Raw genomic sequence first — 15,602 nt, 5'->3', positions numbered from 1 at the left:
CCTCAACCCTTCAATTTTTTCAATTCTTCTTCTAATTCTTTTACTTTGTCCCGCATTTTCAAATATTCATTTACACTATTTACCGCCGTCAGAACAGCAATTCTTTTGCTGTCAAGATGCCGGTTATGCTTACTAATTTCGCGCATTTTTTCATCAACGAGCGAGGCTACATAACGCACATGTGAAGCCGGTTCCGTACCAACAACCGTATATGTTTGTCCGTAGATATCAACTGTCACTCTTGCCTTTTTTTTGTCCGCCATTGTTACGACCTCCCCCTAAAAACCCTCTCATAATCATACCATGAAAATCGATTACTTGTGAATCAATTATGCCTCATATTGACATGAGGTTCGAATTTTTGACATTATTCTTCAGTACAGACTCTAGTTTCAGGTATACTGAGGAATAGATTATTTCAAGGAGTGGGTAAATATATGAGCCATCAAGTCATAGTTCTGTCTGAAAAAGAAATGCCAGAAGTAGTTCGCTACTATGGAACGAATAAAGTGATTCGCAATGCACCAGGTGTCATTTTCGCAGCAAAAACTTCCGATACATCCATCACTGCCTACCGTTCGGGAAAAGTGTTATTTCAAGGAGCAGGTGCGGATAGAGAAGCTGCACGCTGGAGTGCTAATGTTTCTATTTCTGCAGTAGCGAAACCGAAGCCATCAGGAGCAACAGGAGATACGCTACCCGCAAACTTTGCATCACTATCTGTTCTTGGATCGGATGAAACAGGTACCGGCGACTTTTTCGGCCCTATCACAGTAGCTGCTTGCTTTGTCAGTAGCGATCAAATTGAATTGGTAAAGGAACTAGGAGTAAAGGATTCCAAACAACTGACGGATGCGTACATGCAACAAATCGCAAATGACTTAAAGGAAGTCGTCACCTACTCTGTAAAAACGCTCGATAATGCTGCGTATAACGACATTCAAAGCCAAGGATGGTCGCAAGGAAAGATTAAAGCGATCCTTCATAACCAAGCACTTCAGGAAGTATTGGAAAAAATAGATCCAGTCGTACCGGAACATATTTTAATCGATCAGTTTGCTCAACGAAAAACCTATTTCAATTACTTAAAAGATGAATCCAACATCATTCGTGACAGGGTTCTTTTTTCAACAAAAGCTGAAAACCTCCACGTATCGGTAGCTACTGCCTCTATACTGGCACGGGTTGCTTTCCTCGAAGCAATGGATCAATTAAGTATTGAAGCAGGTGTAACACTACCTAAAGGTGCAGGACCAAGAGTTGATCAAGTAGCTTGTCAGATTATCCGCAAAAAGGGTGAGCCTTTTTTACACTCCATCACGAAAGTTCACTTCGCCAATACTCAAAAAGCTTTGAAATTAGTGTATAAGAAATAATTTAACGGTATCAAAAGAAAATCTGGCCGCCCGAATGGGTAGCCAGATTTTCTTTTGATTATGAGCGAAGTTGTGCATTTGCTTGGACTGTTAATGCATCCAATACTTTACTATGCGCATTGACGACATCTTCGTCCGTTAATGTACGTTCAGGATCAAAATATGTGAGTGAGAACGCAACAGACTTTGTTCCTTCTTCCACATTCTTTCCTTCGTATAGATCAAATAACTGAACTTTTTTCAGTAATTTACCGCCCGCTTGATGGATAATCTTCTCTAACGTAGCAGCCGATGTATCTCGATCAACAACCAAAGCAATATCGCGGGATATAGATGGGTAGCGAGGAACAGCTGTATACAACAGTTCTTCCGTTGCAGCTTGCATAATAGATTGCAAGTTCATTTCCATAACGTACGTTTCCTGCAAGTCCCGTTGGTTTTGTACTGTCGGATGGACTTGACCGATGATTCCTACTGACTGATCATCCAACCAAACTGTCGCAGTACGACCCGGGTGCATTTGATCGACAGTCGCTTTTGTGAATTGGACTCGCTCAAGCAAACCTAATTGCTCAAATAGCCCTTCTACAATTCCTTTCATGACGAAGAAATCAACTTTTTTCGTTTCACCTTGCCAAGCGTGATGAACCCATTTGCCCGTCACTACTGCGGCAACGTGTTCTACTTCTTTCGGCAAGCCATCTTCTTCGATACCTAGGAAAACAGATCCTGTTTCGTAAAGTGCAATCGATTCATTTCGACGTGCCACATTATACGTTGTTGCATCTAGTAGGTGTGGAATGATACTTTGACGAAGAACACTGCGTTCTTCACTCATTGGCATAAGTAATTTCGTTACAGGTGCGGTCTCCAATGCAAAAGCCTGTGCATCTTTTGGTGAAGCTAATGAATATGTCAGTGCTTGTGAAAGACCTGCCGACTCAAGGAATCCACGAACGATGCGACGTTTTGCTTGATAAGGAGTCAAACCTCCTGGTGTACTTTCTACAACCGGTAATGTTTTTGGAATTTCATCGTAACCATATAGTCGTGCAATTTCTTCAATCATATCTTCTTTGATTTTCAGATCTTGACGACGTGTCGGAATATCCATTACCAGTTGGCCATTGATTAGTTCGGTAGGTATTTGCAAACGGTCCATGATCGTTTTCATTTCATCCATTGCAATCTTCATACCCAAACGATTATTCACGTAATCTGGAGAAAGAATGATTCTTACAGGTGTTTTGTCAAGTTCGTCGAAGATTACAGACCCTTCTAGAACTTCTCCACCTGCAAGTTCTGCCATCAATTGCGCAGCTCGCTCTGCCGCTTCGGCTACACGATTCGGATCGACACCTTTTTCAAAACGAGTGCTTGCGTCGCTGCGTAGACCTACCTCTTTAGACGTTTGACGAACAGAACCTGGTGCGAAATAAGCAGACTCAATAACAACAGTCGTTGTTCCTTCATATACTTCCGAATTAGCGCCACCCATCACTCCAGCAAGTGCAACGGGCTCTTTGCCATTCGTTATAACCAATTGACGATCATTCAATGTACGTTCTGACTGATCAAGCGTCACCATCTTTTCACCTTCACGAGCATGACGTACGACAATCTCTTTTGTTTCGAGACGATCATAGTCAAACGCGTGAAGTGGCTGACCGTATTCCAACAATACATAGTTCGTGATATCAACCACATTATTATGCGGACGAATACCTGAAGACATCAACGTGTTTTGCAACCACTGAGGTGATTCTGCAACCTTGATGTTTTTCACTACTTTGGCCACGTACATTGGATTGTCTTCAGGCGTTTCAACTGTAAGTTTCAAAGCATCTTGAGCTTTCTCTGCAGATGCTACATAAGAAATTTCCGGAAGTTTGATATCTTTCGATAAAATGGCTCCTACTTCATATGCCACACCAAGCATACTCAATGCGTCAGAACGGTTTGGCGTTAAATCGAATTCTAAAACGCGATCATACAAACCAAGATGAGTCAAAGCGCTATCTCCAGCACGGACATCATTCGGTAAAACATAAATTCCTTCTGCGTACGCTTTCGGAACCAATTTGCCTTCTATGCCGAGTTCTTGCAATGAACAGATCATACCGTTAGACTCTTCGCCACGAAGTTTTGCCTTTTTGATTTTCATGCCACCAGGTAAAACAGCGCCTGGACGCGCGACAATTACATTTTGTCCTTCTGCAATATTTGGTGCTCCACAAATAATTTGTGAGATTTCTCCACCTACATCTACTTGACAGATATGTAATTTATCCGCTTCTGGATGTTTTACACAATCATTTACGTGTCCAATGACGATATTGTCCATATTGAATGAACGATCAATAATACCATCTACTTCTATACCGGCACGAGTGATTTTCTCAGCCAGCTCTTCTATGGAAAGTTCATTCCATTCTACGTAATTACTTAACCAATTTGTTGATACTAACATCAGTATTCCTCCTTATGCCTCTGTCCGGTGGAATTGTGAAATAAACCGAATGTCATTCGTATAGAAATGACGAATATCTTCCACTCCGTATTTTAACATCGCGATTCTTTCAGGCCCCATGCCGAATGCAAATCCTGTAACTTCTTCCGGGTTGTAGCCAGCCATTTCCAAAACGTTAGGATGCACCATACCCGCTCCTAATATTTCGATCCAGCCTGTTTTCTTACAAACGTTACAGCCTGAACCGCCACATTTGAAACAAGATATATCCATTTCAACTGAAGGCTCGGTGAATGGGAAGAAACTTGGACGCAAACGAATTTCACGCTCAGCACCGAATAACTTCTTCGCGAGTAGATCAAGCGTACCTTTCAAATCACTCATGCGGATGTTTTCACCCACGACAAGTCCTTCAATTTGAGTAAATTGATGGGAATGCGTCGCGTCATCTGAGTCACGTCGATATACTTTACCAGGACAAATGATCTTAATAGCCGCTCCGTCTTTCGCTTCCATAGTTCGCGCCTGGACAGGAGACGTATGTGTGCGCAATAAAATATCTTCTGTAATATAGAAGGAATCCTGCATATCGCGAGCTGGATGACCTTTTGGCAAGTTCAATGCTTCAAAGTTATAATAATCTTTCTCTACTTCTGGGCCTTCTGCAATTTCATACCCCATACTGATGAAAAAGTCTTCGATTTCTTCTACAACACGAGTCAGTGGATGGTGGTTACCAAGTTCAACAGGACGACCTGGTAATGTAACGTCTATTGATTCATTTTCCAGTTGTTCCTGAATTGCTTGTTGTTCAAGCATCACTTTACGTTCTTCAAGAATTTCCGTAACACTTTCACGGATTTCATTGACGAGCGCCCCCATCTTAGGACGTTCTTCAGCAGGCAGTTTACCCATTCCTTTTAACAGGTCAGTAATTGGACCTTTTTTCCCAAGATACGCTACGCGTACATCGTTCAATTCTTTGACAGTATTGGATTCTTTGATTTTCAGCATGACTTGTTCTTTTAGTTCGTGCAACTGTTCTTTCATGTGTACTTGCTCCTCTCTCTATTTCAGTCGTAATCGCATACTTCCCGTTAATTTATCGGAAAACAAAAAAACTCGCCCCTATAAAAGGGACGAGGTCGATTTCGCGGTACCACCCTGATTAGTTTGCATCAAAAATATGATACAAAATCACTTGAATTGGAATAACGGTCCTTTGCCGGCACGCCTTTACATGTCTGGTCCAAGCGTGCAGCTCGCGGGGTGAACTTCAATGGAACATCGTTTTCCACACTTTCAGTCGAGGTGTGAAATCCCTGATCACGTGTTGGCCATTTACTTTTCCCGGTCATTGCTATTTTCTTTGATTCGCCTTCTAGTATACCGTAAAACGTTTACGCCTTCAATAGCGATATCATGACTGACGCAGTGTATAGAGCAATATGCCTGTCGCAACTGCCACATTTAATGATTCAGCCTGACCGTATAATGGAATTTTCACTACATGATCTGCTTGGGATAGCAACTCGTTATCGACACCGCTTCCTTCATTGCCTACTAGTAACGCAAATGAGGATTGTGCTTGCAATTCGTTAAGAGAAATTGCTTGCTGCAAACCTGTACCGATGATCGGAACGTTGTGATCTTTTAGACGTTCGATCCACACCGTCAATTCTTCTCGAACTACAGGAATGTGGAAGTGTGAGCCTTGTGCTGACCGTACCGTTTTCGGATTAAACGGATCTGCACATCCCTTGCCGAGTACCACTGCATCAAGACCTGCTGCGTCTGCTGTTCGAATCATCGTACCGATATTGCCTGGATCTTGTACAGCATCAATTAGTAATACTTTCTTCCATTGATGTTGATCAGCTTCCTCATATTGTGGCTGTTTACAATAAGCAAAAACACCTTGCGTTTGTTCCGTTTCAGAAATTTCTTTTGCAACTGCCGCTGTCAGTTCAATAATCGGCGCATTCCAGTGTGCCGGAATTTCAATATCTTCGCGTGCAAGCAATTGAATAACCAAATCCGGCTGTTTAATAGCTTCTTCTACAAGATGAAAACCTTCCACAAGAAACTCTTTCGTCTGATCTCGTTCTTTTCTCGTCGTCACTAATTTCTTCCAATGCTTCACTAAAGAATTCTGAGTTGATTCAATTCGTTTATTCAAGAGGCTGTACATCCTTTTTTTCTTTTTAGTGTACCAAATCAGCGTATATTTAGCGACTTTTGTGGAAAAGATACGAATAAAGGAGGCTGATGCAAATGAATTTCCAAATACGTGATGCAATTACAGCAAACATGACAAACAATAGTTCCACTGACGTTCGAGGTGTAATAGACGACGCCATACAAAGAGGAGAAGAACACCTTCTACCTGGACTAGGCGTATTTTTTGAACAACTATGGAAGCGTTCCGACGAAAAAGAAAAAGAAGAAATCACAAACGAACTTTCCCAATCATTCGCACAAGCACAATAAAAAGGTGTGTGAGGAAAGGCAAAAGAGATGCCACAGTCATTACAATGGCATCTCTTTTTGTCTTAACTTATTCAGATTCAAGTACTGAAGTTCAAAATAGATTACAGCACTTACTTTAATGCGCAATAAAAAGTATCTTCTATTCGCATTGCAAAGGATTGGTGTGGAGGAAAGGGACAATTACTTTATTTTTTATCCATCTAAAAAGTAGTGAAGCGATGCATCTCCGTGTCCTTTTACTTGCTCGTATAATGCTCCTTCAACTGATCACGCAACGCAGCTTTCAAGAACTTTCCGACTGACGTCTTCGGAATCTCCTTCACAAACAAAACTTCATCCGGAATCCACCAACTCGCAAATTGTCCCTTTAACGAATCCTTCAACTCTTGCACCTTCGCATCATCTTCCGCCACATTTTCATTCAACACTACGCAGGCTAGCGGACGTTCCATCCATTTCTCGTGGGGAACCGCAATCACGGCAGCCTCGTAGACATCTTTATGTGACATTAACGCATTTTCCAAATCGACTGACGAAATCCATTCGCCACCACTCTTGATAAGATCTTTCGTACGATCCATCAACTTTAGGTAGCCATCTTCTGTCATAGCAGCAATATCTCCTGTATACAGCCATCCGTCTTTGAATGCTTCTTCCGTACGTTCATCCTTATAATACTCGTCCGCGATCCATGGACCCCTAACGGTTAATTCGCCCATCGTCTTACCATCCCATGGCACTTCCCCGTTTTCATTGATTATCCGAATGTCGAGTCCCGGCATAACTAAACCTTGCAACGCACGCGTGTTGATTCGTTCTTCTGTCGACAAGTTGTCCATAGAGGAAGTAAGAACCGATAGACTAACGAGTGGTGTCGTTTCCGTCATACCATAGCCAACAATAAACGGTATGTTGTATTTTTCTTCAAATGCACGAATCAAGCCTTTAGGAGATGCGGAGCCACCACACACAATGGCACGAAGTGATGAAATATCATGTGATGCTTGCTCGAGCTCTTTTAATATAGCTAGAAAAACGGTTGGAACGCCAGCTGTCATTGTCACTTTTTCACTTTCAATCATGTCAAGAAGTACGGAAGGATTGAATCCCGGGCCAGGTAATACTTGGGTTGTCCCATAGAACACACCAGCGAATGGAATTCCCCACGCATTTGCGTGGAACATCGGCACGATAGACATCGCGACGTCACGTTCGCACAGCCCCATAGCATCTGACAATCCGAGTGCATAACTGTGCAGCACTAATCCTCTATGAGAATAAATCACGCCTTTGGGCTGACCTGTAGTAGCCGATGTGTAACATAAGCCTGCTGGAGTATTTTCATCTAAATCTTCTGGATAGTCATATTCATCCGAAGCACTTTCCAATAACGCTTCATATGAATGGACGTTTTCTAACGTAGTTTCAGGTATTTCCTTACTGTCACTCATGACGACAAAATGCTTTACCGTTTTCAACATAGGTGCCATTTTCTCAAGATGAGGGAAAAACTCTTCATCTACTAGCAAGATTTCGTCTTCTGCGTGATTAATGATATACATAATATGTTCAGGCGATAGCCGAATATTGATCATGTGCAAGACTGCTCCCGTACAAGGCACCCCAAAATAGGCTTCCAAATGGCGGTGATGGTTCCACGCAAATGTACCCACTTTTGTTCCATTTCCCATTCCTAGCTTTGTCAATGCATTTGATAGTTTACGTGTTCTCTTCGCCCATTCACGATACGTAAAACGCTGTATGCGTTGCTCTCCTGTACGTGAAATGATCATCTTGTTTGGAAAGAATCGTTCTGCCCGTGTAATAAATGTTGATAGAATCAATGGGGTTTGCATCATATCCATCCGCTCCTCTTTTTTAGAAGTGAAATTATCAATCCGTCGTGCATGATTCAAAGCATGTACTCTTCATTTCAATGAAATCGATGCGCAGATGGAATGATTCTCAGGATGTACTCTATGCGCAAACGAGTAGTACTATGAATAGTTGTTAACGTTACTTTCTGAATATAGTATATACGTTGTCAAACTATTCTGTCTACATAATTCTGTAGTATATCGCTTACGCTAATTTTTGACGTGTCCAAAAGAATACGTCAACTCCCATAACCGTTAACGTTCCAAATACAACTGACCAGATCGCAAGACTAATTAGTAGCCAAATGGCGGTCTGAGATTTGGAAGAACCGAGCGCCAACGCTAAAAATGTAGCCAGATGAGAGCCTATGAGAACCGGACCGAGAAGGGCAAGGCCAGGAATACCAAAGCGCTTCCAAATACTTTCAGCTCGTGCAGTACGTTTTGACGGAGCATTCGCATCCGTTTTCTTTCTACTTTCCCACCAGTCTTTTAACTTTTGAAAGATCATAATTTCTAGAATTATAGTCAAAGCATTTCCTGCAAATCCAATTAGCACGGCAGTTGCCAAAGGCATTCCACGTAAAATGCCGAGCGGAACTGCCACCAGCACTTCAAACCCTGGCGCTGCACCTGCTAGAAACACAAGTAGATATGTTAACAAAAAGTTTCCTCCCCTACTTCGATTCCATTCAGTATATCAAATGAAAGGTAGCAGAGCATAAAAAAACTGTTTTCCTCGTAAAGGAAAACAGCTAATCAATTTATTATAGTAATGAAGCAATTACCGCTTTTTGTGCGTGCAGACGATTTCCTGCTTGTTGGAAGACATACGAGTTCTTACCATCGATTACGGAAGTCGATACTTCTTCTTCACGATGTGCTGGAAGACAGTGCAAGAATACATAATCTTTTTTCGCATGACCGACCAATTGATCATTGATCTGGAAGTCTTTAAAGTCGATCAAACGCTGCGCCGCTTCTTCTTCCTGCCCCATACTTGTCCAAGTATCTGTATAAATAGCGTCTGCATCAGTAGAAGATTCGATTGGGTCGTATGTTGACGTTACGCTACCGCCGTTCAACTCGGCAATTTTCTTTGCCTTTTCAAACAAACCCGAATGATATTCATAGCCTTTTGGTGTTGCGACAGAAACGTGCATACCCATATGTGCACCTGCAATCACTAATGAATGCGCAACGTTATTTCCGTCTCCAATATACGAAAGTTTCAAGCCTTTTAAATCCCCTTTAACTTCTTTGATTGTCAGTAGATCTGCCATCGCTTGGCACGGATGGAATAGATCCGTTAAACCGTTAATGACAGGAACTGTTGTATGTTCTGCCAATTCTTCCACCATTTTATGAGATTTCGCACGGATCATCACGCCATCCAAAAACTCGGACAATACTTTTCCAGTATCTGAAACGGATTCGCCACGCCCAATCTGTAAATCACGCGCATTCATGAAAATGCCATGTCCGCCTAACTGGATCATGCCCACTTCGAATGAAATACGTGTACGTGTGGAGTTTTTTTCGAAAATCATACCGAGTGTCTTACCTGCTAAAATGTCCGGCGTCTTACCAGCCAATGTATCCTGTTTCATGTCATATGCCAGTTGTACGAGATACGCGACCTCTTCGCTAGAATAATCGAGTAGTGTTAAAAAATCGCGTCCTTTTAAGCTATCTTTTTCTATAAGTGAAGTTGTTTGATTTGTTTTTACCATTTTTTAATCCCCATCCATCCATTTGAAGTATGTATAAACTAGTATACATATGTATATTTATGAAGTCAAATGAATTTTTATAACTTATCGTATAATTTAATTAAAAAGACAACGATACTTTTGAGCATCGTTGTCTACTAGTATTATTTATTCAAATGTAATGTTTTTTACTTCATTTGCACCAAGGCGTTTAACGACTTCCACTAAAAGTTTCACTGTGTTTTCAAAGTCTTTACGGTGAAGCATAGCCGCATGACTATGAATGTAGCGTGTTGGGATACAAATCGCCAATGTCGGAGTTCCTGTTCCGCTTACATGAATTGATCCGCCATCCGTGCCGCCACCGGACATAGTTGCAAATTGATACGGGATATTCAGCTCTTCTGCTGTATCCACTACAAAGTTGCGTAATCCTCTATGAGACACCATCGAAGCATCATAGAGTAAGATTTGTGGACCTTCGCCCATTGTTCCAATAGATTCTTTCGCAGTAACACCAGGTGTATCACCAGCAATACCTACATCGACAGCGAAACCTATATCCGGCTGAATTTTATTCGCCGCTGTTTTAGCTCCACGCAAACCTACCTCTTCTTGAATTGCTCCCACACTATACAAACGGTTCGGATGTTTCTCATCTTTCAACTGCTTCATCACTTCAATCGCGATTGCACAGCCGATACGATTATCCCATGCTTTTGCGAGCAAGTAGTTTTCATTTTTCATCACGGTAAATTCGAAGTATGGCACAATCATATCGCCTGGAAGAACGCCCCATGATAGAACCTCTTCTTTTGTCTCAGCACCTACATCAATGAACATGTCTTTAATATCGACAGGTTTCTTGCGAGCTTCAGGTGTCAGGATATGTGGCGGCTTTGAACCAATCACGCCTGTAATCGTCTCGCCTGAACGTGTAACGATGGACACTCTCTGCGCAAGCATAACTTGTGACCACCAGCCACCAACTGTTTGGAAGTAAATGAAGCCTTTATCATCGATTCGTGTCAACATGAAGCCTACTTCATCCAAGTGTCCTGCGATCATAATCTTCGGTCCGTTTGCATCGCCTTCTTTGCTTGCAATAAGTGAACCGAGTCCGTCATGATCGATTTCATCTGCATAGGGTTTAATGTGCTTCGTCATGACGTCCCGTGCTTCACGCTCATTGCCCGGGATTCCTCGTGCATCTGTTAAATCTTTTAGCATCTCTAATGTTTCATCCAGTTTCATAAAAGATTCTGCCTCCTCATTTTACATTCCAAAATAATTTGTCTGGTATTACAGTAATTCTTTGCGAATAGCTGCAGGTGATTTAGGTGATAACAAGCCTGGTGCGATGTCATAAACTGTTTTCGCTCCAGTATCGCCTTTTTGCTGCAATTTATAAGCTGCTCTTGCATATGCGACAAGGACGCTTGATGTAAATTCGGGATTGCTATCTAATTTAAGCGAGAACTCTATGACTTGATCTGTGTGCTTACCCGTGTTGCCGCTGCGAATGACGAAACCGCCATGTGGCATCTTAGCATGGTCAAGACGAAGCTCTTCTTCCGTAATAAAATGAACGATCGTATCGTAATCTGCGAAGTAATCAGGCATCGTAACAATCGTTTCACGTACTTGATCTGCACTAGCTCCTTCTTCAAGAACGACATAACATTCACGTGTATGTTTATCTTTTGTCGAAAGCTCAGGGTGCTCACCGTTACGCACACGGTTGATCGCATCTTCAGCTGGCAATGTGTACTGAACGCCTGCTTTCACGCCGTCAACACGACGCACTGCATCTGAGTGACCTTGACTTAATCCTTTACCCCAGAACGTATACGTTTCACCTTCTGGCAAAATGGATTCACCCATTAAGCGGTTGATCGAAAATAAACCTGGATCCCATCCAACAGAAATGATAGCTGTTGTTCCTGCCTCTTTAGCCACTTCATCAACTGCCGCGAAGTACTCTGGAATCTTGGCATGCGTGTCGAAGCTATCTACCGTTGTAAAGTGCTTTGCAAGGGCTGGCCCTTGTTCTGGCAAGTCGTTTTTAGAACCACCGCATAAAATCAAAACATCAATATCCTCTTTAAATGATTCTATTTCGTCCAGCTTATGAACGGGTACTTGCTCTGAAAGTAATTGTACGTCTTTCGGTTCTCTGCGCGTGAATACGCCAACTAATGTCATATCTTCATTTTGACTGATTGCTGACTCTACGCCACGCCCTAAATTACCGTAACCAGCGATTCCTACTCGAATTTCTTTCGTCAAGATCACTCATCCCCTTATGCTTTGTTGTTTACGTTTTTCATTTTACCGTGAAGGATGATAGATTGCGAATATTTATCTTTGAGCAGTTCAGTTCTATTCGGAAAGTTTCATGTTAAAATAGATAGTAGTTGAATTTTTTGTAAAGTGAGGATCATTATGCGCTTTTTTGTCTATCTAATTGTTTTCTTCTCGTTCTTTGATTTGTTTTCACAGTTGCCCATCATGAGTCCGTTCGCTACAGGTCTCGGCGCTTCTGCTTTTATTGTCGGATTATCGGTCGGTATTTACTCGTTTGCGAATATTTTTGGTAATATCATTTCAGGTATTTTGACAGATCGCAAAGGACCATTCTATATTCTATTATTCGGTTTGTTTACATCCGCTTTGTCGTTGTTCTCATATGGGTTGATTTCTGGTTCAGGAACATTAATCGGTATTCGTTTTGTGCACGGCTTAACGGAAGGTTTAATCATTCCAGCAGCCTTCACGTTTCTTGCGAATGGTTCCGAACGTTCCAAGCGTGGTAGAAATGCTGCAATCTCAGGTGCGTTTGTCGGACTTGCTGCCATTTTCGGACCTGCTTATAGCGGGATCGTTTCCGTTAAGACAAGCGTTGTAACAATCATGGCGATCAATGGGGTCTTCATGGTTCTGCTGACAATTGGCGCCGTTATATTTTTACGTTCATTTACATACGTAAGAAAAGTAAAAACAGCGAAACAAAAAGCAGTTAAGCCGTTAGCATTTTTCCGCCACCCAGGTATCATACGAGCGTTTCTTGGCGCGTTCTTCCTGATGTTCTCACAAGGCGTGTTGGCCTTAGTACTCCCACTAAAAGTCGAGCACCTTCAGTTTGATGCAAAAACGACAGGCATGCTGCTTAGTGTTTTCGGTCTAGTCGCTGTGTTGATTTTCGTTTTGCCGATCAACCGTATTTTTGATATCGCTCGTCCGATGGTCACATTGGCAGTCGGCTTGATTTTGATGAGTGGCAGTATGTTGTTCTTATCACAAGTTGACGAACTGTCTTTGATGATGTTGGCGATGGTCGTCTATGGAACTGGATTCGCATTTCTGTTCCCATCTATTAACTCATTGCTTATTGATTCTACGGAACCGGAAACAAGAGGGAAAGCGTACGGATTCTTCTATGCGTTCTTCTCGTTTGGCGTTGTAGTAGGTTCTAGCGCTATCGGTATATTGGACTTGGAATTCCATCATGCCTTTATGCTTGCAAGTGCGATTTTGTTGATCGCAGCCATTTTTACATTAATCGGTTTGCGAAAAGATACTCGTCCATTCGAGGGTCAACGCTCTGCACAGTAAATAGTATAAAAAAGGTATGTCTGTTGAAGTCATTTGACTTTAATGGGCATACCTTTCTTATGCGGAGAATATCGATTAATAGGTAATTTGTGAACTCGTTAAGTTCAAGGGCAAGCACTTGGAAAAAATGAGTTACTTAGTGAGTATGAAGGGATGGAATTTCCAGCTGGCGGACGCGCCCCCATTCCTAACACCATTACGAGACTTCTAGTTCACAAACCTAGAAATGAAAAAGAAGATGCCACAGGAAGTCGTTGCTTCACGACCTTCTGGACACCTTCTATTACGCTTGCTGTGTTGAAAACGAATCGATAATCTCAAGGAACACTTCCCCGTAACGTTCAAGCTTCGTTTCGCCTACCCCTTGCACAGTTAATAACTCTTCATTAGTGGCAGGCATTTTGGCAACCATATCTCGTAATGTCTTGTCCGAGAAAATAACGAATGGTGGGACACCAGCTTCTTGTGCCAGTTTCAAACGCATCGCTCGCAGTTCGTTGAATAACGGATCGTCTTTAGCGACGACAGTTGTCACCATCTCGCCTTTACGCCAGACTTTTACTTTCCCTAGTAAGACGTCTTTCCCATCTTCACTGACGAAAATAGTAGGATACGGCCCACTTTCAACTTGTAGATAATTCTTCGAAATCAAAAATTCGATAAAATCTGCCACGTCTTTGGCATTGCGCCCTTTCATCAATCCATATGTCGATAGCTCATCAAAGTTCAATTCTTTGAGCTTCTTATTTCTCGATCCTGTCAGTACTTGCGCAACCATCGTCTTACCGAAGCGTTGCCCCATGCGAATAACACAGGAAAGCACTTTTTGCGTATCAACAGTTACATCAAACTGCTCGCGCGTGTCGGTGCAGTTACCGCAACGACCACAATCTTCAACGTCATCCTCGCCAAAATACTTGATGATATGTTTTTGCAGACAGCCTTCTGTATGGCAGTAATCTACCATCACTTGCATCTTTTTAATTTCATTCGATACACGGGAAGGATCTGGAGACTGTTCGATGAGGAAGCGTTGTGTTAAGACGTCTTGCGAAGAGAATAACAAATAACAATCACTGTCAAGCCCGTCACGCCCTGCTCTTCCAGCTTCCTGATAATAACTTTCCATATTCTTCGGCATTTGATAATGAATGACGTAGCGAATATTGGATTTATCGATTCCCATACCGAACGCGTTAGTTGCGACCATCACGCGTGCATCTTCCATGATGAATCGGTCTTGTTGCTGTTGGCGTTCATCAATTGATAACCCTGCATGATACTTTGCAGCTGGAACACCACTTTTTTCAAGTAATAAATAAACTTGCTCCACTGCTTTTCTAGTAGCAGCATAAATAATGCCCGATTCATTTTTGTTTTTCAGAACATATTCTTTAACGAATTGATCTCGATTTTGACCTTTGACTACAGAGAACACCAAATTGCTTCTTTCGAAACCTGTTACGACACGACTTACAGGCGGGATATGCAATTGCTGGCATATATCATCCTGAACTTCCGGTGTAGCTGTTGCGGTTAGTGCAAGAACAATGGGCCGGTTGTTTAAATAATCAAAGATACGATGGATATTTCGGTAACTCGGCCGGAAATCATGTCCCCATTGTGAAATACAATGCGCTTCGTCGATCGCTATGAGCGGAATCGTCATCCGCTGTAATTGATTAAGAAAGGATTCGGAATCCAATCGCTCTGGAGCGACATATAACAGTTTATATTTTCCTTCAAGTGCATTATCCATCGTACCAAAGTATTCTTCCGATGATAATGTACTGTTAATATACGCCGCCGGAATACCTAACTGATGCAATGCGTCGACTTGGTCTTTCATCAAGGAAATAAGCGGCGAGATGACAAGAACCGTTCCTTCCATCGCTAGCGCAGGTACTTGATAACAAACAGACTTACCGCCACCTGTGGGCATGACGCAGAGTGAGTCATCACCTTGCAATACTTGATCGATGACTCGTTGTTGTCCCTCACGAAATGCTGAATAGCCAAAATACTTGTCCAATATATCTAACGGATTTTGAATGATCGCTAC

Annotated in this window: 13 protein-coding genes and 1 other annotated feature; of the genes, 3 read left to right on the top strand and 10 right to left on the bottom strand. The window is 42.2% G+C overall.

The genetic code is table 11. The features are described 5' to 3' along the window. Positions 1 to 2: 2 nt before the first annotated feature. A complete protein-coding gene (gene zapA / locus CSV69_RS01590) occupies positions 3 to 263 on the bottom strand; it encodes a cell division protein ZapA (RefSeq protein WP_085426491.1) in 261 nt (86 codons plus the stop codon). Between the two features lie 174 nt (positions 264 to 437). On the opposite strand from zapA, the gene rnhC reads away from it, so the two are divergent. Continuing rightward, positions 438 to 1,376, top strand: coding sequence for a ribonuclease HIII (gene rnhC, locus CSV69_RS01585; RefSeq protein ID WP_099692586.1), 939 nt, complete (start codon positions 438 to 440; stop codon positions 1,374 to 1,376). 58 nt (positions 1,377 to 1,434) lie between these two features. Here the strand turns inward: rnhC and pheT are convergent, their stop codons facing one another. From pheT to CSV69_RS01570, 3 genes are all read right to left on the bottom strand, one after another. Then, on the bottom strand, positions 1,435 to 3,846 hold the full coding sequence (gene pheT, locus CSV69_RS01580) for a phenylalanine--tRNA ligase subunit beta (RefSeq protein WP_099692585.1): 2,412 nt from the start codon (positions 3,844 to 3,846) through the stop codon (positions 1,435 to 1,437). Positions 3,847 to 3,858: 12 nt separating this feature from the next. Next, the gene (gene pheS, locus CSV69_RS01575) at positions 3,859 to 4,896 is read right to left on the bottom strand and encodes a phenylalanine--tRNA ligase subunit alpha (protein ID WP_085426494.1); all 1,038 of its coding nucleotides are present in this window, start codon (positions 4,894 to 4,896) and stop codon (positions 3,859 to 3,861) included. 82 nt (positions 4,897 to 4,978) lie between these two features. Then, positions 4,979 to 5,213: a binding site (T-box leader), on the bottom strand. A gap of 53 nt (positions 5,214 to 5,266) precedes the next feature. Next, positions 5,267 to 6,037: a TrmH family RNA methyltransferase gene (locus CSV69_RS01570; RefSeq protein WP_099692584.1), complete on the bottom strand. Its 771-nt coding sequence runs from the start codon at positions 6,035 to 6,037 to the stop codon at positions 5,267 to 5,269. Between the two features lie 83 nt (positions 6,038 to 6,120). Here CSV69_RS01570 and sspI point away from each other — a divergent pair, with 83 nt between their 5' ends. Next, entirely contained in the window at positions 6,121 to 6,336 is a 216-nt protein-coding gene (sspI, locus tag CSV69_RS01565; protein WP_085426496.1) for a small acid-soluble spore protein SspI, read from the top strand. 236 nt (positions 6,337 to 6,572) lie between these two features. On the opposite strand, the gene CSV69_RS01560 is transcribed toward sspI, so the two are convergent. The 5 genes from CSV69_RS01560 to CSV69_RS01540 form a co-directional block, all read right to left on the bottom strand. After that, positions 6,573 to 8,195, bottom strand: coding sequence for a long-chain fatty acid--CoA ligase (locus CSV69_RS01560; RefSeq protein WP_099692631.1), 1,623 nt, complete (start codon positions 8,193 to 8,195; stop codon positions 6,573 to 6,575). Positions 8,196 to 8,418: 223 nt separating this feature from the next. Beyond that, on the bottom strand, positions 8,419 to 8,877 hold the full coding sequence (locus CSV69_RS01555) for a small multi-drug export protein (protein ID WP_099692583.1): 459 nt from the start codon (positions 8,875 to 8,877) through the stop codon (positions 8,419 to 8,421). Between the two features lie 103 nt (positions 8,878 to 8,980). Beyond that, positions 8,981 to 9,946 carry an ornithine carbamoyltransferase gene (gene argF, locus CSV69_RS01550; RefSeq protein WP_085426498.1) on the bottom strand — a complete coding sequence of 322 codons (966 nt, stop codon included), beginning with the start codon at positions 9,944 to 9,946 and terminating at the stop codon, positions 8,981 to 8,983. A 147-nt stretch (positions 9,947 to 10,093) separates the two neighbouring features. Beyond that, positions 10,094 to 11,179 carry a M42 family metallopeptidase gene (locus CSV69_RS01545; RefSeq protein ID WP_099692582.1) on the bottom strand — a complete coding sequence of 362 codons (1,086 nt, stop codon included), beginning with the start codon at positions 11,177 to 11,179 and terminating at the stop codon, positions 10,094 to 10,096. Between the two features lie 48 nt (positions 11,180 to 11,227). Then, on the bottom strand, positions 11,228 to 12,214 hold the full coding sequence (locus CSV69_RS01540) for a diaminopimelate dehydrogenase (RefSeq protein ID WP_099692581.1): 987 nt from the start codon (positions 12,212 to 12,214) through the stop codon (positions 11,228 to 11,230). Positions 12,215 to 12,370: 156 nt separating this feature from the next. On the opposite strand from CSV69_RS01540, the gene CSV69_RS01535 reads away from it, so the two are divergent. Beyond that, positions 12,371 to 13,540: an MFS transporter gene (locus CSV69_RS01535; RefSeq protein ID WP_099692580.1), complete on the top strand. Its 1,170-nt coding sequence runs from the start codon at positions 12,371 to 12,373 to the stop codon at positions 13,538 to 13,540. Positions 13,541 to 13,823: 283 nt separating this feature from the next. On the opposite strand, the gene recQ is transcribed toward CSV69_RS01535, so the two are convergent. Then, positions 13,824 to 15,596, bottom strand: a complete 1,773-nt coding sequence (recQ, locus tag CSV69_RS01530; RefSeq protein WP_099692630.1) for a DNA helicase RecQ — start codon at positions 15,594 to 15,596, stop codon at positions 13,824 to 13,826. Positions 15,597 to 15,602 lie beyond the last annotated feature (6 nt).

The sequence above is a fragment of the Sporosarcina sp. P26b genome, assembly GCF_002743245.1.
Taxonomy (GTDB): domain Bacteria; phylum Bacillota; class Bacilli; order Bacillales_A; family Planococcaceae; genus Sporosarcina; species Sporosarcina ureae_C.
The sequence above is the reverse complement of the archived record's forward strand: the minus strand, read 5'-3'. Positions and strand labels throughout refer to the sequence as shown.

What these genes read in the sequence shown, in the direction of transcription:
- zapA (WP_085426491.1), bottom strand. Translation starts at nt 263, where the DNA reads ATGGCGGACAAAAAAAAGGCAAGAGTGACAGTTGATATCTACGGACAA.
- rnhC (WP_099692586.1), top strand. Translation starts at nt 438, where the DNA reads ATGAGCCATCAAGTCATAGTTCTGTCTGAAAAAGAAATGCCAGAAGTA.
- pheT (WP_099692585.1), bottom strand. Translation starts at nt 3,846, where the DNA reads ATGTTAGTATCAACAAATTGGTTAAGTAATTACGTAGAATGGAATGAA.
- pheS (WP_085426494.1), bottom strand. Translation starts at nt 4,896, where the DNA reads ATGAAAGAACAGTTGCACGAACTAAAAGAACAAGTCATGCTGAAAATC.
- CSV69_RS01570 (WP_099692584.1), bottom strand. Translation starts at nt 6,037, where the DNA reads ATGTACAGCCTCTTGAATAAACGAATTGAATCAACTCAGAATTCTTTA.
- sspI (WP_085426496.1), top strand. Translation starts at nt 6,121, where the DNA reads ATGAATTTCCAAATACGTGATGCAATTACAGCAAACATGACAAACAAT.
- CSV69_RS01560 (WP_099692631.1), bottom strand. Translation starts at nt 8,195, where the DNA reads ATGATGCAAACCCCATTGATTCTATCAACATTTATTACACGGGCAGAA.
- argF (WP_085426498.1), bottom strand. Translation starts at nt 9,946, where the DNA reads ATGGTAAAAACAAATCAAACAACTTCACTTATAGAAAAAGATAGCTTA.
- CSV69_RS01545 (WP_099692582.1), bottom strand. Translation starts at nt 11,179, where the DNA reads ATGAAACTGGATGAAACATTAGAGATGCTAAAAGATTTAACAGATGCA.
- CSV69_RS01535 (WP_099692580.1), top strand. Translation starts at nt 12,371, where the DNA reads ATGCGCTTTTTTGTCTATCTAATTGTTTTCTTCTCGTTCTTTGATTTG.